Raw genomic sequence first — 18,092 nt, 5'->3', positions numbered from 1 at the left:
ATGGATTTAAGCACGTGGGTGATGCTGCGCGTGAATTTGCTTCAGCCTTTCGGTCGCCACGTGAGTATAAATTTGGGTTGTCGATAAGTCACTATGCCCAAGCAACATCTGTACGACCCTGAGATCTGCGCCATAGTTCAGTAAATGAGTCGCAAAAGCGTGTCTTAACACGTGTGGTGACAATAGCTCTGTGTCTATACCAGCAACAACCGAGTAATGCTTAATACGATACCAAAACGTCTGACGGGTCATTTGCTTGGCGCGTTTACTCGGAAAAACCACATCAGAACTGTTTTCGCCGAGCAGTTGTGGCCGACCTTGCTCAATAAAAGTCTCAATCCAGTCCACGGCATTTTCGCCCATTGGCACCAAGCGCTCTTTACCGCCTTTACCAATAACACGCACCACGCCTTGTCTTAGGCTGATATTTTCCATCGTCAAACTGACTAACTCGGTAACACGAAGACCAGTTGCATATAATAACTCAAGCATCGCTTTATCGCGAAGTTCAATAGGGTCATTAGGATCAGGAGCCTCTAGCAGCGCATTAACTTGCTCTTCACTCAAATCTTTTGGCAAGCGCTGTGGCAGCTTAGGACTGATCAACAATGCACTCGGGTCATCGCCTCTCACTTTCTCGCGGTGCAAGTATTGGAACAAGCGACGAATGGCCGACAACATGCGAGCACGGGAAGTCTGCTTAAAATCGGCGTCGGCTAACCAGCCTTGATAATCCTGTAACCCTGAAAGGCTAATAAAGTCGAGGCGGTAATTGTTCTTTTCCATCCACGTTAGAAGCTTGGACAAGTCGGTACGATATGAGACAAGCGTATTCTCCGATAACCCTCGCTCCATCCACATAGCATCTAAAAACTGCTCAACGAGACCGTGGTCTGCGCTCTGCCCTTGAGGCGACTGCATAGTGTTACTCACAATATTGGAAACTATTTTGAGAGTATGTCAGAGCAAATATGAATGCCATAAAAATTACGACTTGAGCGGATAATCGCTGCAATCGAAGTCGATTTATGGTTAGAATTCGCCATCTGAAATTAAAATCGAACGTTTGCTATGAAAATTGGATTATTTTACGGCTCAACCACCTGCTATACCGAAATGGCAGCAGAGAAAATTCGCGGCATTATTGGTGAAGACCTAGTTGATATCCACAACGTGAAAGAAACCCCTCTTTCTTTTATGGCGGACTACGACCTTTTACTGCTTGGTATCTCAACGTGGGATTTCGGTGAAATTCAAGAAGACTGGAATGAGTTGTGGGAAGACATCGCAACAACGCCAATGAAAGGTAAGGTGGTTGCTCTGTTTGGTCTAGGTGATCAAGAAGGCTACGGTGAGTGGTTCTTAGATGCGATGGGTCTATTGCATGATGAACTGAAAACCGCAGGCGCTGAGTTTGTCGGCTTCTGGCCAAACGATGACAGCTACGAATTCGAAGCATCTAAAGCATTAACAGAAGACAAGTCTCAGTTTGTTGGTTTGGCTCTCGATGAAGATTCACAGTACGAACTCAGCGACGAACGTATCGCAATTTGGGTTGAACAAGTCCTCGTCGAGTACAGCGAAAAGCTATAAGTTCTGCTTCCTTAGAGCTAAGAACTAAGGGCTAAGAACTAAAAGCTTCAGGCAGAAAGAACATCATCGATTAGATACAAAAAGGCCTCATTACTGCGAAGTAATAAGGCCTTTTCTATTTCATCTCGAAGGACAATCTAATCTCAACGGAAGATTAAACGGTCTCTTCAGCCATCTCTTGTTCTGTTGCTTTACCAACAAAGAACATGCAGATGATTGCTGCAGCAGTTGGAAGCAACCAACCCATACCAATCTCGAACAATGGCAGCATCTTAAGTGCAGACACATCGACACCTGCTACTTTAGCGCCATCAATTAGAGCGAACATCAACGATACCAATACCACTACGCGGTAAGCCGCTTTTGGATTAGGGAAACGGCTACGCAAGAACGTCAGAGCAACCAACGCGATAGCGACTGGATACAATGCAAACAGTACTGGAACAGACAGAGAAATCAGTTGAGAAAGGCCAACATTTGCTACGGTTGCACAAGCTACACCGTTGATGATTACCCAAGTCTTGTAAGACAAAGGCGTTAGCGAGCTGAAGTAATCAGAACATGCTGAAACAAGGCCAATCGCCGTTGTTAGACATGCCAGTAATACGATCACTGAAAGCACTAGCTGACCTGATGGGCCAAACAACGATTGAACGTAAAGGCTTAAGATAGCACCGCCATTGTCCGCACCCGCTGCGACTGTTGCGCTTGTTGCGCCCAAGAAGAACAAAGAGATGTAAACAAACGCGAGACCAGCCGCGGCAATACAACCTGCGCTGATTAGGTACTTAGTCGTCGCTGCACGATCAGTAATGCCCTTGCTGCGAATCGCATCAACAATCAGCATACCAAACATCAATGAAGCAAACGTATCCATGGTGTTGTAGCCTTCAAGGAAACCTTTGGTCAGTGGCTGAGTAATGTACTCACCGTGAGCCGCAAGAATGTCGCCTTGTGGGTTAACGAACACAGCAACTGCCAGTACAACCAAACCAACAAATAGTGCAGGTGTCAGTACCTTGCCGATTACGTCGATAAGCTTACCTTGCGACCATGAGAAGAACATCGCTACCACAAAAAATGCAATCGAAAAAAGAGTGAGGTGAGCTTGAGAGGCATCGATGAAGAACGGTTTCACCGCCATCTCATAAGCAACAAGGCCGGTACGTGGCGCAGCAAATGCAGGACCGATGATGATAAAGATCAGCACAGCCATGATAGTTGCAGCTCGCTTTGGAAGATCTTTGGTTAGATGACCCCATGAACCACCAGCCACTGCGACCGCAACGATAGTGATTAACGGCAGACCAACGGCAGTCAGCAGAAAACCAGACATCGCTGGAAGAAAGTGATCACCAGCTAATTGGCCAGCTAGAGGTGGGAAGATGATGTTACCCGCACCTAAGAAAAACGCAAAAAGCATAAAGCCCAATGCCATTATATCTGTTAGTTTTAGACTCTGTTTCACAGATAATCCTTAATTATATTTATGAGTTTATGTTGTGCTTACATGAATGTTACAGCGAGAAGCTGCCAATCAATCTTTAAAATAGTCGCGCATAATGACGAAACACTCGGCTAGCTGCAAGTCACCACAAAAAAACACCATATAAATTTGTATTTGAGAACCATAAGCAGTGGATTCCACTGGATATGGAAATATTGCCATAATTATAAGCTAACCATAATTAACAACAATGAATTCTCAAATAGAACATTGAGCCATACAATTAATTAACATTAGAGCTAATCACTTAAAATATATCGATATCCAGAACATTCATGAAAGACAAAAAAACCGAAACCAAAAGCTTCAATTTCAAAAAATTCTCGATTTACGGAGGACAAAGCGGCATGCCCGTCAGTACCGATGGCGTGTTACTTGGCGCGTGGGTAAGCCTGCCACAAAGATCATGTGTACTCGATATTGGAACAGGAACAGGTCTGTTGGCCTTAATGGCTGCGCAGCGTTTTGAGGATGCTTCAATCTCTGCGATAGATATTGATCAGCACGCCATTGATGCAGCAACCGTCAATATTGAGCAGTCGCCTTGGCAAGATCGCATCTCCCTTCATCATGGCAGCGTGTTAACCACGGATTTCTCGCAACGATTTGATGCAATAATTTGTAATCCGCCCTACTTCAACTCTGGAGAGCAGGCACAGCAAAGCCAAAGAGCCACCGCGAGGCACACCAACAGCTTGGATCACCTTCAACTTGCTCAGCGTTGTTTCGAGATAACGACGGATGCCGCCACAGCCAGTTTTATACTGCCGACGACCGAGGGAGAAGGCTTCATCAAGCTTGCCCAACAATGTGGTTGGTACCTAGCAAAGCGCCTTGATGTGAAAACAACAGACAGAAAACCGGCAATTCGAGTCCTGTTTGAATTGTCTAAAGATCCTGTTTGTGAGCAAGATTTGCAGCGTGAATCGCTTACGATCCATCACGATGGCGGTTATAGCGAGGCATTTACTGCCCTTACTAAAGATTTTTATCTCAAGATGTAGCAAATACCATGTGATCCTAATCACTAATGCTTCTATAATGTCCGACTACTCTTTTTTATCGTCTGCTTTTTGAGGCAGAAACATTTATTGCTTGTGGAGAAACAACAGTGATCAGAACCTTTGCAGAACTCGATCTAAACCAAGAGCTGCTTAAAGCAATTGACGAAATGGGCTACGAACGCCCAACACAGGTACAAGCTGAAGCAATCCCACAAGCGTTAGATGGAAGAGACGTTTTGGCTTCTGCGCCAACAGGTACTGGTAAAACAGCATCATTTGTATTGCCAGCACTGCAATACCTACTGGATTTCCCACGTAAGAAATCTGGCCCTGCACGTATGCTTATCCTAACGCCAACGCGTGAACTAGCAATGCAGATCACCGAACAAGCACGTGAGCTTGCTAAATACACCAGCCTGAACATCTTTACGATCACGGGCGGTGTGATGTACCAAGAGCACGCTGACATCTTAAGTACAACCCAAGATATCGTGGTGGCAACACCCGGTCGTCTGATGGAATACATTGAAGGTGAGCGTTTTGACTGTCGTGCGATTGAATGGTTAGTTCTGGATGAAGCAGACCGTATGCTAGACATGGGCTTTGGCCCTGTTGTTGACCGTCTGTCTGCAGAGTGTCGCTGGCGTAAACAAACTTTACTTTTCTCAGCAACACTAGAAGGTAAAGGCATTGAAGGTTTCACTGAAGATCTACTGAAAAACCCAGCAGAGATCGATGCTAAATCATCACTGCGTGAACGTAAGAAGATCACTCAATGGTATCACCGCGCCGATTCAGCTAAGCACAAGCTTAATATCCTAAAACATATCATCACAGAGCAAGCTGAACGCAGCATCATCTTCTTGAAGACGCGTGATCGCCTAGGTGAGCTACGAGCTCAACTAGAAAGTGCACAGATTCCATGTGTGTGGATTCAAGGTGAAATGCCTCAAGATCGTCGTAACAACGCGATTTCTCGTTTCCGCGATGGTTCTATCAACGTACTGCTGGCAACTGACGTCGCAGCTCGTGGTATCGATCTTCCAGATGTGAGCCACGTTATTAACTACGACATGCCGCGTACAGCAGATGTCTACCTACACCGCATCGGCCGTACGGCTCGTGCAGGTAAAAAAGGTAACGCGGTTTCTATCATTGAAGCGCACGATCAGCTAATGATTGAACGTGTGGCTCGTTACACTGAAGATGCGATCAAAGAACGCTTCATCGAAGGCATGCGCCCAACGCATAAGAAAGCCGCGGTAACGAAGAAGAAGAAACCGAAGAAAGAAGACAAGAAAGCGGTCGCGAAGCAAAAAATTGCTAAGAAAAAGAAAATCGCTAAGAAAAAGAAAGCCGTTAAGAACAAGTAATCTAACCGCCTTTCAATGATTCAATAAAAAGCCCCATGCAGTTATCTACATGGGGCTTTTCTTTGTCTAGTTTATTATTGTCTGGCTTGTTATCAGGCTAAATAACTAGGCCTCTAATTTCAAACTCAAACTCAAACCGAGAGTAACTAATTAACAAGAGTGACAAATTAACCAAGAGTGACTAGTTTTGCTCTTCACGCTTGAAGACGAGCTCTTTCGCGTTCGACTCTTCTTCAACGAAGTAGTAACCCGCCGTATCAAATTTGGTCAGCGCTTCAACGGAATCAATTTTGTTCTCAATGATGTAGCGAGCCATCATGCCACGCGCTTTCTTGGCGTAAAAACTGATCACCTTGTATTGGCCATTCTTACAGTCTTTAAAAACTGGCGTGATGATTTGACCATCAAGGCTCTTCGGCTTCACCGCTTTAAAGTATTCGTTCGATGCTAGGTTGATCAACACATTATCGCCTTGAGCATTCAGTGCTTCATTCAGCTTATCAGTGATGATATTGCCCCAGAACTGGTACAAGTTAGTGCCACGCTCATTAGCTAAGCGTGTGCCCATCTCTAGGCGGTAAGGCTGCATCAGATCTAACGGCTTAAGCAAGCCATATAACCCAGAAAGCATACGCAGGTGATTCTGTGCGTAGTCAAAATCATCGTCCGACAGTGTTTCAGCATCTAGGCCAGTGTACACATCGCCCTTAAAGGCTAGGATTGCTTGGCGTGCGTTGTCTTGGGTAAAGGTCTCGCTCCACTGCTCAAAGCGCGCTACGTTCAGCCCAGCAATCTTATCGCTTACCTTCATCAGTGCTGATACATCAGCAGGTGTCAGCTTACGACACACTTCAATAAGCTCTGCAGAGTGTTCAACAAACTCTGGCTGGCTGAAACGCTCAGTCGCTAATGGTGATTCGTAATCTAATGTCTTGGCTGGAGAAACGACAACTAACATAACTTTACCCTAATCGGTTATCTAACTGGATGCTGCTAGAGTATAGAAAAAACATCAACTTGTCTTTATGACTCTTCCTATTACTTTGATAGACAGATCTAGCTATAAGTCACTTACAAAGAAGAATCGCTTACAAAGAAAAGGTCGCTTGCAAAGAAAAATCGTTTACAAAGAAAAGATCGCAGACAAAGCAAAAATCACTCACCAAGAAAAACTGCAAGCAGATAGAAATTGTAAACAGATAGAAATCGCAGGCAAAGAAAAAGGCTAAGGTCAAAACCTTAGCCTTTCTAATGATTTTAGGATGAGTGATGAATCACTCCAACAAGATTACTTCTTCTTGTTGTTAACCCAAATACCATCTTCCAATTGAGCTTTAAGCTCTGGGAAATCATCCGCATCGAACGTTGGTACTTTACCCGCGTCTAATTGACGGTTGTAGTCTTTCGCTAGCTTAATCACGATACCCGATAGCAAGATGATCGCTACCAAGTTCACAATCGCCATTAGACCCATCGATACGTCAGCCAATGCCCATACTGTTGGCAGTGTCGCCAAAGAACCGAACATAACCATACCCAGTACAACGATACGGAACAGCACTAGGCCCTTCTTGTTGTTGTGCTCTAGGAAGATAAGGTTCGTTTCAGCGTACGAGTAGTTTGCAATGATTGAAGTGAAAGCGAAGAAGAAAATCGCTACCGCTACAAAGATGCCACCCCATTCGCCTACTTGTGCCGTTAGTGCACGTTGCGTGAGTTCGATACCCGTTACTTCACCGTGCGGTACATACTCACCAGACATCAGGATGATTGCTACTGTTGCAGAACAGATAACAATTGTGTCCATGAATACACCTAGCATTTGCACATAGCCTTGTGATGCTGGGTGTGGTGGGTAAGGCGTAGCAGAAGCTGCTGCGTTTGGCGCAGAACCCATACCCGCTTCGTTCGAGAACAAACCACGTTTGATGCCGTTAATCATCGCTTGTGCGATCGCGTAACCTAGGCCACCCGCTGCTGCTTCTTGCAGACCGAATGCACTCTTGAAGATAAGAGCCAGAACTTCAGGCACTTTCTCAATGTTCATTAGCATTACGTAGATAGCGATAGCTAAGTAAGCCAGTGCCATGATTGGAACAATGATTTCTGCAGTGCGGGCAATCTTGCGGATACCACCGAAGATAACGAATGCAGAGATAATTACAATACCAACACCAACGTAGCCACGCTCAAAGTCGAATGCCGTGTTCATTGCACTTGCAATCGCGTTCGCTTGAACCGCGTTGAATACTAGACCAAATGCGATGATTAGGAAGATAGAGAATAGAACCCCCATCCAACGCATACCTAGGCCTTTCTCCATGTAGTATGCAGGGCCGCCACGGTAGTTACCGTCGTTATCACGCGTTTTGTATAGCTGTGCTAGTGTGCTTTCAGCAAATGATGTTGCCATACCTAGCATGGCGATTAGCCACATCCAGAAGATAGCACCAGGGCCACCGGCGGTTAGTGCCACAGCAACACCTGCCATGTTACCTGTACCTACACGAGCAGCAAGACTAGTACAAAGAGCTTGGAAAGAAGAGATACCAGCACTGTCTGCTTTACGGCTGTTTCTAAGAACAGAGAACATGTGGCCGAAATGGCGGAATTGAATGAAGCCTAGTCGTACAGTGAAGTAGATACCCACACCAACGAGTAAGTAAACTAAGATAGATCCCCAAAGGAGATCGTTCATCAAATTGATTAAGTCTGTCACGTGAACCTCGTAATTGAGTTTAAGCACCGATCTTGCTTCCGAGCCTTCCTCTAGATCACCTATGCCAGTGTCAATAGTTGTGTCGGCATTAGATTTATATTTATTTGTTGCGATCTAGATTGTAAATGTCGCTTCATGCATCCATTTTACGTATCAGTGTATTTTTTGACGGGCGGATAATGCAGCGAGATGGCCTAAAAATCAATATGCAAATACATTTATATTAAAATGACATTTCACTAATAACACACCTTTTGTTAACACAATTTTCAACAATACAGCCCAATAAAAGTCACATTATCGGGACATAATATCAACAACAACCAAGGTACCACCAAAACAAGAACGACATCCTATAAAAATGACGTCAGCCTAGGTTTTACAAGGTATAGTGAAGATTTGTATTTTTTTCTAGGGCAATGAGAACCCGCTACCGCACGGCGCAATACGCACTTAAATGCAGTGTAGTAAAAATACCATTCCATTCGCACAATGAATTAACATTCCATAACCTCTAATTTAATCGTTTACTTAGGTTTGTTTGCTTGTTTTTTGTACATAAAAATCCCCGCAATGTGTGAGCATGCATAAGAAAACAGAACAAAAACTTCATAGATTTGAAACAAATGAGAAACAAATCAAGGTTATTGTGAACCTAAATATGATATTTAATAGTTCGTAAGAACGATTCCCACGGAAGGAGATATGGCTTATGGATAGCTTTCAATTCGATGAACTATCAGAACTAGAAATGCCTCGTGCAACTCAAAAAACTCGCTCTAAACCACTCAAGCGTAAATGGCGTGAAATCGAGGCAATCAACGATCGTAGACAGCTTGAGAAAGAGCTCAGAGAGATGAATCTCGGTCTCGATTTTAGCCTTGATGATATAAAGCTTTAATCTGCACGACAATAAATCAGATAGCAAAAGGCACCTATGCAGGTGCCTTTTTTATTGTATGAAACCACTCTTCGGTTTAGAGCACAATTTGAAAGCGAGCGTCTTAATAGAGAGCGCCTAATAATAGCAGCGTTTCAATACGACAACGGGCTAAACGCACTCTTGCTCATTCTGTCGAACACGAGCCGCGAGTTGGCGGTACTGATCGGCAATTGTCTCTCCAAAGACAGGGTCGTCTTCCGGTTGAAGCCATTGAGACTCTACTTCTTGCCAATCTTTGACCGTGAATGCCTTCACAATCATCGGTAACACATGCTTCTCTTCATATTCCATGTGCTTTCGTTGAGCTTTAACAAAGGCTTCAAGCTGCTCAATAAAGACTTGCTGAGGAACAACCGCATCTTGGAGGATCATATCGACCACACCTAAAAAGTCCGCTGTTTTCTCAGAAAGCAATTGATGTTCCAACTCCAAGTCTTCAATCATTTGATCGCTGCCGTATTGCTTGAGGTAGTAACGATAAATAACGTCTTCTTTCGGGTGGTGCACCTTATCTGAATGGTTCATGAGATAATGAACCACCTCTGCGATCAAGCTATAGTTTATTTCTCGCTCTTGTTTTAGATGCTCTAACTTATTGTTGAGTATCGCGAGCAAGCGAGCCATATAGCCATGCTCTCGTCTTATCCTTTCAATCATCATAGTATTGCACTCCATTACACCTACTATTTACAAGTGTATACGAAGATGCTCATTTATGATTTGACCCTGCTCAGAAAACCACCAAGCTACAGCTCTGTTGATAATCGCCAATCTATAGGTTGTTGATCCATAGAAGAAAGCAGCTTATTGGTTGTTGAAAAATGCTGACAACCAAAGAAGCCACGACGAGCGGATAATGGCGATGGATGAGGTGCAGTCAATACATGGTGTTTGTCTGCATCAATGGCTTGGCCTTTCTTTTGGGCATGCGCGCCCCAGAGTAAGAAGATGATCGGCTCAGAGCGCTGATTCAGCTCAGTAATGATGGCATCGGTAAAGGTTTCCCAACCACACTTAGCATGTGAGTGTGCTTTTGCCTCTTCTACGGTTAGTACCGTATTCAACATTAACACCCCTTGAGATGCCCAAGTGTCGAGGTAGCCATGGCTAGGGATCTCAAAGCCGTCTATATCTTGTGCGAGTTCTTTGTACATATTACGTAGAGACGGTGGAATTTTAACGCCAGGTAGCACAGAGAATGCTAAACCGTGAGCTTGGTTAGCGCCGTGATAAGGATCTTGCCCTAGGATAACCACGCGTACGGACTCGAAAGGCGTCATATCGAAGGCACTGAACACCTGCTCTTGAGGGGGGTAGACGGTTTTCCCACTATTGCGTTGCTGTTCAACAAACGCGAGGACACTCTGAAAGTACTCTTTGTCACGTTCATCATTAATAATGGATTCCCAAGTCTTTGGTGCGCTCATCGTTTTACTTCCCAATCATCAAGGTTTCTAGCGGCTTTCGCCAGACAAAAAATAGCTGTATCGGCTAACTGTCCTAAATAAGGCTTTAGGGCGTGTTGACCTTTCGTGGTTAAATTTTGTTCGAGATAAAAGCGTTTTAATCGCGGCGAGGGAGAAGTAGCATAGTCATTCTAAGCAAATCTCCCTCAACAAAGAGTAAAACGCTTTTAGCCGAACCCTCCGGGCAGCGTTTGCTGGTCATTTCTACTGCGTTAGCGGCTTCTCATGTAGGCTAGCTACACGTCAAAGCCTCTGCCTTGTATAAATACCCAGCAACTCGCTGCAAAAATCAGCTCGAAAGATCAACACGCCCTATTTATACCTCATACAGCTATCAATAAACATGATGTGTAGGGTTCACTTGTTGATGAATCATAATAATCAGTTCAAGTTGTGTTTATCTCGATTAACCACTTTTCTGCTGTGTACGATGGTGACCGTGGTTATGCACATGACGGTTTGGGGTTGGTAAACGGCGAGCAGCAGATACAGTTGAAGTTTGGGCTTGTGAATACATAAAGGCACCTCCTCTAAGACATCGTGAACTACATATTCACTTTAATACTATGAAAGAAAGGTGCCAATTTTTAGGAGTAGAAGGAAATTAATTATTCCCTCTATTATTACGCTTCTTCGCTCGCTAGCGTTGCTGAGCGATGAAACATTCTAAGTTGTTGAATTTCCTCTTTCCAGATCGTCGAATCAATGGTTTCCAAGATAAGAGGGATACCATTAAAGCGAGAATCCGAGGCAATATACTCAAAACAATCCCAGCCAATCTCGCCTTTTCCTAAAGAATGATGTCGATCGACTCGGCTCGCAAACTCAGCTTTTGAATCATTGATGTGCATTGCTCTTAGATAGTGCATACCCACAATGCGCTCGAACTCAGCAAAAGTCTGCTCACACGCTTCTTTTGTTCGTAAGTCATAACCGGCTGTAAAAGTATGGCAAGTGTCTAAACACACACCAACGCGTGATTTATCTTCTACTTGGTCGATGATCTCTGCTAGTTGCTCAAACTTCCAGCCAAGGTTCGTCCCCTGCCCTGAGGTATTCTCAATCACCGCAATCACATCAGGCACCGCTTGATGAGCCAAGTTGATAGACTCAGCGATCTTGGCCAAACATTCGCTTTCTGAGATTTTCTTCAAATGACTCCCAGGATGAAAATTCAAAAGCGTGAGTCCTAGTTGGTTACAACGCTCCATTTCATCAATAAAAGCCGCACGTGATTTCTCTAGCTTCTCTTCTTCTGGTGCTCCTAGGTTAATAAGGTAGGAGTCATGAGGAAGAATATTCTCAGCACTAAAGCCCAACATCTTACAGTTGGCTTTAAACGCACTAATGGTTTTCGCTTCCAGCGGCTTTGCTGCCCACTGTCTTTGGTTTTTGGTGAACAGTGCAAAAGCATTGGCGCCAATCTCTCTTGCGCGCATTGGCGCCTGATCAACACCGCCCGCAGCAGACACATGCGCACCAATAAACTTAATATTAGTTTCAGGTTTTGAAGATGAATTATTGTTTGTCATTAAATCACTTTACACTTTCAGGATGCTTAATAATTAAAGGGTCGTATCACTTACAGGTCAATAAAAACACAACAAATGTAGTAAATTAACAACAAATTCCACTGTTAAATATTTTTTATACTTTAAAATATTTTGTAATTACTTTGTTTTCAAAGGTTTTATTGATTTAACTCAAAGTAATCACCTTGAAAAAAATGAGGTTTTTGGTTGTTTTTTGACTTAAATCAATATTAAACTACCACAAACTAGGTATATATTACTCAGCTCAATAAAATTCGAAAGTTAACACCATAATCAAACCACATAAAGTGGACTAGGAGATAGTTATGATCCAAGGTATTCAAATTACTAAAGCAGCAAACGACGACCTACTAAACTCAATCTGGCTACTAGACAGCGAGAAGAACGAAGCTCGTTGTGTTGTTGCTACTTCAGGTTTCGAAGCTGACCAAGTTATCTCAGCAGCAGACCTAGGCGAGTACGAAAGCCGTGAAGTTGCTATCGAAGCAGCACCACGCATCGAAGGTGGTCAACACCTAAACGTTAACGTTCTTAAGCGTGAAACGCTAGAAGATGCCGTTGCTCACCCAGAGAACTACCCACAGCTAACTATCCGTGTATCGGGTTACGCTGTACGTTTCAACTCTCTAACTACTGAACAACAACGTGACGTTATCGCACGTACGTTCACTGAGTCTCTATAATTTTTAGAGCTTGAATTAGAATACAAAAACGGCGCTCATTGAGCGCCGTTTTTATTTGTTCAACAATACCGGTGTAGGTTACGGTTGAACTCGACGAAGCACTGCTTTTAGCGCTTCAAAATCGTTATCTAGATCTTCAGACAACAACTCCATCACCGCGTGTTTTGCTAGCGGACCTGGCAGTTCAATGTCAGTACCTAAGATGTCATCAACCACTTCTTTGAATTTCGCAGGGTGTGCCGTACATAAGAACAGGCCTGTCTCGTTCTCTTGCAGTTGCTCTTCCAATAGACGGTAAGCAATCGCACCATGAGGTTCACACAGGTAACCTTGAGCTTTTAGATCACGTACTGATTCAGCACTCTGCTCATCAGATACTTTACCTTTACCCAAAGTATCCAGTCCCCAACCTTTCAGTTGGCAAAGCTCTTCGATACGTGGCCAGTTGTTTGGTTGGCTCACGTCCATCGCGTTCGATGTTGTCGCAACCGTTGGTTTTGGATCCCATTGACCTGTTTCTAGGTAACGGGGAACCGTGTCGTTTTCGTTGGTTGCTGCAATGAAGCGTTTAACCGGTAAGCCTAGCGCTTTCGCTAATAGACCCGCAGTTAGGTTACCAAAGTTACCACTTGGTACAGAGATAACCAGATTTTCACGTTGCTCTTTGGTTAGCTGAGAAGCCGCCTCAAAGTAATAACAGATCTGAGCCATCAAACGGCTGATGTTGATTGAGTTTGCTGAGTTTAAGCCAATTTCTTTACGCAATTCAGCGTCGTCAAACGCGTCTTTTACGAGTGCCTGACACGCATCAAAATCGCCATCAATCGCTACAGTGTGAATGTTCTTACCTAGCGTACAGAATAGCTTTTCTTGCAGTGGGCTGATCTTGCCTTTCGGGTATAGGATAACAACGTTGATGTTTTCCATGCCGTAGAATGCGTGTGCAACCGCAGCGCCAGTATCACCCGATGTTGCCGTTAAGATTGTGATTTGACCGCCATCAGAAACCGCAGCCAAAGATTGAGCCATAAAACGGCCACCGAAATCTTTAAATGCTAACGTTGGACCGTGAAACAGTTCAAGTGCGTAAACACCGTCTTTCACTTGGTTGATCGGTGCTGGGAATTGGAATGCCGCATCCACTAGTTGATCGATCTGTTCTTTTGGTAACTCACCACCAATTAGAGCAGAAAGAATCTTTGAACTACGAGGGACAAAGTCCTCTGCAAGTAGTGCATCGATGTCATCGAACTTAGGCAGCTCTGATGGGAAAAATAGACCTTGGTTGCGGCCTAGACCTTGACGAACGGCTTGGCCAAAAGAGACTTGCTCATCGTTTTCTTTGATGTTGTACAGCTTCATAACTCACTTCCTGTAACGATCGAACCTTGCTTATCTAAGCGACAAACGTGGACGAATCCTTCTTCATTTTGTACGTAATTTTGTTCTAACCAGCGTGCAACACGCTCGGCGACATCTTGTTCTTTGCAAATGCTAAATAGCGTAGGGCCACTACCAGAAATTCCAGTAGCTAGTGCTCCTGCTGACGTTGCATATTTGCGTGCATCAGCAAACCCTGGAAGCAGTTTCTCACGATATGGTTCAGCAATCACGTCTTTGATCATCTTAGCGGCTAGCTCTGGCTGACCAGAGTGACAAGCATGAATAAAGCCCGCTAAATGACGACCATGGGCAATCACGTCTTGACGGCGATACTGAGAAGGCAAAATCTCTCGCGCTTCGGCCGTCGAAACTTTGATGCCCGGGTAAGCCATTACCCAGTACCAGTCATCAAAACATGGCACTTCTTGACTAATGATACCTAGCTCTTCCAGCATTAATTGCACACCACCAAGGTAACAGGGTGCAACGTTATCGTAATGTATGCCACCTGAAATCTTACCTTCCATTTCACCCATCAGAGCAAGCAGTTCAGTTTCATTCAACGGTTGGCCATGAAAACGGTTCAAGGCATCAAGCGCCGCGACAATTGAACATGCACTTGATCCTAAACCAGAGCCGATAGGCATGTTCTTCTCTAGCGTCATCTCTAGATACTTAACTGAGATACCTTTCTTGTCTAACTCGCGAGAGAACACAACCCAGCAGTCGTAGACAATATTTTCTTTGGTTTCAGTTGGCAGCTTAGAAACAAAGCTGCCTGCTGTTTTTAGCGAGAATGGTTCATCACCGGCTTTAACCATTACTCGGTCACCAAGCAATGTGCCATCCACTGGAGACACAGCGGCCCCCAGCACATCAAAACCTACACTGACATTGCCGATTGATGCAGGAGCATAAACAACAACATCCATATCACTTGAACTCATTCCTAAACTCCTAATTTCCAACCAAGAGTACGCATCACATCAGAGAATACGCCTGCTGCTGTAACTTCAGTACCTGCACCGTAGCCACGCAGAACGAGCGGGATTGGCTGGTAGTAACGGCTGTAGAATGCCAGAGCGTTCTCGCCATCTTTAATCTTAAACATTGGGTCATCGCCATCAACAGCTGCGATACGAACCTTACATTTACCTTCAGCGATCTCACCTACATAACGAAGTACTTTGCCTTCTTCTGCTGCGATAGCTGACTGCTCTTTGAAGTATGCATCCGCTTCTGGCAAGCGAGCCATGAACTCGTCAACCGTACCTGAATCATCAAAACCCGGTGGCAATGCTTGGTCAACTTCAACATCTTCAAGCTCAAGTGCCATACCCGCTTCACGAGCAAGAATAAGCAGCTTACGCGCAACGTCCATACCAGACAGATCATCACGAGGATCCGGCTCAGTGAAGCCGTTATCTTTAGCAATGTTGGTTGCTTGGCTGAGTGTCATACCCTCATCAAGCTTACCGAAAATGTAAGACAGTGAACCAGAAAGAATACCGTTGAACTTCTCAAGCTCATCACCTGCAGAGATTAGGTTCTGTAAGTTTTCGATTACCGGTAGACCTGCGCCTACTGTTGTCTCGTACATCAACTTACGACGAGAGTTACGCGCCACTTCACGAAGCTGATGGTAGTAAGCCATGCTTGCTGTGTTGGCTTTTTTGTTTGGTGTTACAACGTGGAAACCAGCCGCTAGGAAATCAGCGTATTGCCCGGCAATACCTTCGCTAGACGTACAATCAACCAACACAGGGTTGATGATGTGGTTACGTTGAACAAGTGCAGCTAAACGCGCTAGGCTAAACTCTTCTGTCGCACTCGACATACGATCACGCCACTGTTCTAGCGGTAGACCGTCGCTGTCTAGCAGCAAGCCTTTGCTGTTTGCTAAACCACATACGCGAATCACGATGCCTTTTTCAGCCAGTTTGCCTTGTTGACGTTGGATCTGGTCAACAAGCTCGCCACCAACACCGCCAACACCGACAACGAAGACGTCAAGGAAGTGCTTAGAATTGAATAGGTTTTCGTGACACGCTTTGATTGCTTCTGAGATTTTATCTTCAGGGATAACAGCAGAGATAGCGCGCTCTGAAGAGCCTTGAGCAATAGCAACGATGTTAACGTTCACTTCAGCTAAAGAAGAGAAGAACTGAGAAGCAACGCCACGTGATGTACGCATACCGTCACCCACCAGCGTCACAATCGCAACATCATCCATGAACTCAACTGGCTCTAATAGGCCATCTTTAAGTTCGAGTTCAAACGCATCTGATAACACTTGCTTCGCTTTCACTTTGTCAGCCGATTCAATACAGAAGCTGATGCTGTACTCAGAAGAAGATTGAGTAATAAGGACAATAGAAACGCCTGCAGAAGACATCGCGCCGAATACACGACTCGCCATGCCTACCATGCCCTTCATACCTGGGCCTGATACGTTAACCATCGTTAGGTCACTTAGCGTAGTGATACCTTTGATCGCCAGGTTATCTTCGCCAGTGTCTTGGCCAATCAAAGTGCCTGCTCCCTGTGGGTTGAAGCTGTTTTTGATCAGACATGGAATATGGAATTGTGCGATAGGTGCGATAGTTTTCGGGTGTAGAACTGAAGCACCGAAGTAAGAAAGCTCCATCGCTTCTTGGTAGCTAAGTGATTTAAGAAGACGGGCATCATCCACTAAGCGTGGGTCACAGTTGTAAACACCATCGACGTCAGTCCAAATCTCACAGCAATCAGCACGTAGACATGCCGCTAGAACTGCAGCTGAGTAGTCAGAGCCGTTACGGCCAAGCGTTACTAGCTCGCCTTTTTCATTACCAGCAGTAAAGCCCGGCATGATATTTACGTGACCTTTAGGAAGCGGTGATTGGCGGAAGTTCTGAGTTGAAACATCCACATCCACCATAGCTTCAAGATGATCACCTTGAGCATAGAGGTATTCCACAGGGTCAATCAGGCTTGCTGGTTGGCCTTTCGCTTCCAGCACCGCTTTCATTAGCTGGATTGAAACTCGCTCACCTTTACTAATGATACGAGCATTTACGTGATTCGGGCACATGCCCAGTAGGTTAATACCATTCACGAACTGCTTAAGTTGAGCAAGAGAGGTATCGACTTGCTCTTGAAACGCAGAGCCATCTACTGACGGCAATACCGCTTGAATCTCTGCAAACAATGCAGCGAATGATGATTCGATCTCGGTGATCTGTACGTCTGCTTCACCATTTTTTAGTGCTGCTTCAATAACAGCAACCAGCTTATTGGTTGTTTTTCCTGGAGCCGATAGTACAACGGCTAGCTCTTCTTGCTGGGCATTATTAGCGATGATATCAGCCGCTCGTAAAAAACGATCTGCATCAGCTAATGATGAACCTCCAAACTTTAAAACGCGCATCCCTTTCTCCATAAGTCATAAAAATGGTACAAAAAAAGGCCTGTATCTTGTTGGATACAGGCCTTTTTTTTAAAATCCGTTACTTAGCAGCCTGCCCCAACAATGTGAATGTCGGTAATAATAATGGTGGTGGTCATTACTAGGTGGCTTACATGCTGCATATCAAATTCTCTGCTTGTGCTTTACTCTACGTGTATCAATTTTTACTACTATGCGTCAATGAAAAGTTGCGTTTTTTTTACATTCACACCGTTTTTCAGAGCAAACCTTCATTTAAGAGATAAAACACCCTGCATCAACCTGCCATTCAGAGACTGGATTAACTCATCAAACAAACATAAGTAATCAGTTGCATATATAGTCATAACAAAATGCTCTATCGATAGTACAGCGAACATACAAGTCCTGTGCTTTAATTGAACAATAACGTTCGAAAAACAATAATAATGACATCAGGAG

The 18,092-nt window shown here is 44.5% G+C and carries 16 protein-coding genes and 1 other annotated feature; of the genes, 6 read left to right on the top strand and 10 right to left on the bottom strand.

The features are described from left to right. Positions 1-6 precede the first annotated feature (6 nt). On the bottom strand, positions 7-921 hold the full coding sequence (gene xerD, locus ACED25_RS10905) for a site-specific tyrosine recombinase XerD (RefSeq protein ID WP_004735009.1): 915 nt from the start codon (positions 919-921) through the stop codon (positions 7-9). 150 nt (positions 922-1,071) lie between these two features. Here xerD and fldB point away from each other — a divergent pair, with 150 nt between their 5' ends. After that, positions 1,072-1,593, top strand: a complete 522-nt coding sequence (gene fldB, locus ACED25_RS10900) for a flavodoxin FldB (protein WP_371695255.1) — start codon at positions 1,072-1,074, stop codon at positions 1,591-1,593. Between the two features lie 154 nt (positions 1,594-1,747). On the opposite strand, the gene brnQ is transcribed toward fldB, so the two are convergent. Next, complete coding sequence (brnQ, locus tag ACED25_RS10895) at positions 1,748-3,061, bottom strand: branched-chain amino acid transport system II carrier protein (protein WP_371695254.1); 1,314 nt, start codon at positions 3,059-3,061, stop codon at positions 1,748-1,750. A 314-nt stretch (positions 3,062-3,375) separates the two neighbouring features. On the opposite strand from brnQ, the gene ACED25_RS10890 reads away from it, so the two are divergent. After that, positions 3,376-4,104 carry a tRNA1(Val) (adenine(37)-N6)-methyltransferase gene (locus ACED25_RS10890; RefSeq protein WP_371695253.1) on the top strand — a complete coding sequence of 243 codons (729 nt, stop codon included), beginning with the start codon at positions 3,376-3,378 and terminating at the stop codon, positions 4,102-4,104. Between the two features lie 107 nt (positions 4,105-4,211). Continuing rightward, on the top strand, positions 4,212-5,477 hold the full coding sequence (gene srmB / locus ACED25_RS10885) for an ATP-dependent RNA helicase SrmB (RefSeq protein WP_065605376.1): 1,266 nt from the start codon (positions 4,212-4,214) through the stop codon (positions 5,475-5,477). Between the two features lie 181 nt (positions 5,478-5,658). Here srmB and yaaA read toward each other — a convergent pair whose 3' ends face one another. After that, a complete protein-coding gene (yaaA, locus tag ACED25_RS10880) occupies positions 5,659-6,435 on the bottom strand; it encodes a peroxide stress protein YaaA (protein ID WP_017080261.1) in 777 nt (258 codons plus the stop codon). A 148-nt stretch (positions 6,436-6,583) separates the two neighbouring features. Here yaaA and ACED25_RS10875 point away from each other — a divergent pair, with 148 nt between their 5' ends. Beyond that, a complete protein-coding gene (locus tag ACED25_RS10875) occupies positions 6,584-6,706 on the top strand; it encodes a hypothetical protein (protein WP_277869479.1) in 123 nt (40 codons plus the stop codon). Between the two features lie 59 nt (positions 6,707-6,765). On the opposite strand, the gene ACED25_RS10870 is transcribed toward ACED25_RS10875, so the two are convergent. Then, positions 6,766-8,196 (bottom strand): sodium:alanine symporter family protein, encoded by a 1,431-nt coding sequence (locus tag ACED25_RS10870; RefSeq protein ID WP_017084788.1) that lies wholly within the window; start codon positions 8,194-8,196, stop codon positions 6,766-6,768. Between the two features lie 712 nt (positions 8,197-8,908). Between ACED25_RS10870 and ACED25_RS10865 the strand changes: the two genes are divergently transcribed. Beyond that, on the top strand, positions 8,909-9,097 hold the full coding sequence (locus tag ACED25_RS10865) for a DUF3545 family protein (protein ID WP_004735002.1): 189 nt from the start codon (positions 8,909-8,911) through the stop codon (positions 9,095-9,097). 150 nt (positions 9,098-9,247) lie between these two features. Here ACED25_RS10865 and ACED25_RS10860 read toward each other — a convergent pair whose 3' ends face one another. The 3 genes from ACED25_RS10860 to nfo all read right to left on the bottom strand — a co-directional run bounded on the left by ACED25_RS10860 (position 9,248) and on the right by nfo (position 12,137). Next, positions 9,248-9,799: a hemerythrin domain-containing protein gene (locus tag ACED25_RS10860; protein ID WP_004735001.1), complete on the bottom strand. Its 552-nt coding sequence runs from the start codon at positions 9,797-9,799 to the stop codon at positions 9,248-9,250. 86 nt (positions 9,800-9,885) lie between these two features. Continuing rightward, the gene (gene ung / locus ACED25_RS10855; protein WP_371695252.1) at positions 9,886-10,566 is read right to left on the bottom strand and encodes a uracil-DNA glycosylase; all 681 of its coding nucleotides are present in this window, start codon (positions 10,564-10,566) and stop codon (positions 9,886-9,888) included. A 662-nt stretch (positions 10,567-11,228) separates the two neighbouring features. Continuing rightward, entirely contained in the window at positions 11,229-12,137 is a 909-nt protein-coding gene (gene nfo, locus ACED25_RS10850) for a deoxyribonuclease IV (RefSeq protein WP_017098330.1), read from the bottom strand. Positions 12,138-12,463: 326 nt separating this feature from the next. Between nfo and grcA the strand changes: the two genes are divergently transcribed. After that, positions 12,464-12,841 (top strand): autonomous glycyl radical cofactor GrcA, encoded by a 378-nt coding sequence (gene grcA, locus ACED25_RS10845; protein ID WP_009848415.1) that lies wholly within the window; start codon positions 12,464-12,466, stop codon positions 12,839-12,841. Between the two features lie 78 nt (positions 12,842-12,919). Here the strand turns inward: grcA and thrC are convergent, their stop codons facing one another. The 3 genes from thrC to thrA are packed head-to-tail and all read right to left on the bottom strand — an operon-like array spanning position 12,920 to position 17,633. Further along, positions 12,920-14,203, bottom strand: coding sequence for a threonine synthase (thrC, locus tag ACED25_RS10840; RefSeq protein ID WP_371695251.1), 1,284 nt, complete (start codon positions 14,201-14,203; stop codon positions 12,920-12,922). Beyond that, positions 14,200-15,156: a homoserine kinase gene (gene thrB, locus ACED25_RS10835; RefSeq protein WP_371695269.1), complete on the bottom strand. Its 957-nt coding sequence runs from the start codon at positions 15,154-15,156 to the stop codon at positions 14,200-14,202. The genes thrC and thrB overlap by 4 nt, the downstream gene beginning before the upstream one ends. Positions 15,157-15,173: 17 nt before the next feature. After that, complete coding sequence (gene thrA / locus ACED25_RS10830; RefSeq protein WP_009848412.1) at positions 15,174-17,633, bottom strand: bifunctional aspartate kinase/homoserine dehydrogenase I; 2,460 nt, start codon at positions 17,631-17,633, stop codon at positions 15,174-15,176. A 29-nt stretch (positions 17,634-17,662) separates the two neighbouring features. Further along, positions 17,663-17,781 (bottom strand) — a sequence feature (Thr leader region). Positions 17,782-18,092 lie beyond the last annotated feature (311 nt).

This window comes from Vibrio sp. 1F263 (assembly GCF_041439035.1).
GTDB classification, from domain to species: Bacteria; Pseudomonadota; Gammaproteobacteria; order Enterobacterales; family Vibrionaceae; genus Vibrio; species Vibrio tasmaniensis_A.
This window is presented reverse-complemented; position numbering and strand designations above follow the sequence as displayed.

Bases quoted from the DNA above. Each gene is read 5' to 3' on its own strand.
- xerD (WP_004735009.1), bottom strand. From the start codon at position 921: ATGCAGTCGCCTCAAGGGCAGAGCGCAGACCACGGTCTCGTTGAGCAG.
- fldB (WP_371695255.1), top strand. From the start codon at position 1,072: ATGAAAATTGGATTATTTTACGGCTCAACCACCTGCTATACCGAAATG.
- ACED25_RS10890 (WP_371695253.1), top strand. From the start codon at position 3,376: ATGAAAGACAAAAAAACCGAAACCAAAAGCTTCAATTTCAAAAAATTC.
- yaaA (WP_017080261.1), bottom strand. From the start codon at position 6,435: ATGTTAGTTGTCGTTTCTCCAGCCAAGACATTAGATTACGAATCACCA.
- ACED25_RS10865 (WP_004735002.1), top strand. From the start codon at position 8,909: ATGGATAGCTTTCAATTCGATGAACTATCAGAACTAGAAATGCCTCGT.
- ACED25_RS10860 (WP_004735001.1), bottom strand. From the start codon at position 9,799: ATGATGATTGAAAGGATAAGACGAGAGCATGGCTATATGGCTCGCTTG.
- ung (WP_371695252.1), bottom strand. From the start codon at position 10,566: ATGAGCGCACCAAAGACTTGGGAATCCATTATTAATGATGAACGTGAC.
- nfo (WP_017098330.1), bottom strand. From the start codon at position 12,137: ATGACAAACAATAATTCATCTTCAAAACCTGAAACTAATATTAAGTTT.
- grcA (WP_009848415.1), top strand. From the start codon at position 12,464: ATGATCCAAGGTATTCAAATTACTAAAGCAGCAAACGACGACCTACTA.
- thrC (WP_371695251.1), bottom strand. From the start codon at position 14,203: ATGAAGCTGTACAACATCAAAGAAAACGATGAGCAAGTCTCTTTTGGC.
- thrB (WP_371695269.1), bottom strand. From the start codon at position 15,156: ATGGATGTTGTTGTTTATGCTCCTGCATCAATCGGCAATGTCAGTGTA.
- thrA (WP_009848412.1), bottom strand. From the start codon at position 17,633: ATGCGCGTTTTAAAGTTTGGAGGTTCATCATTAGCTGATGCAGATCGT.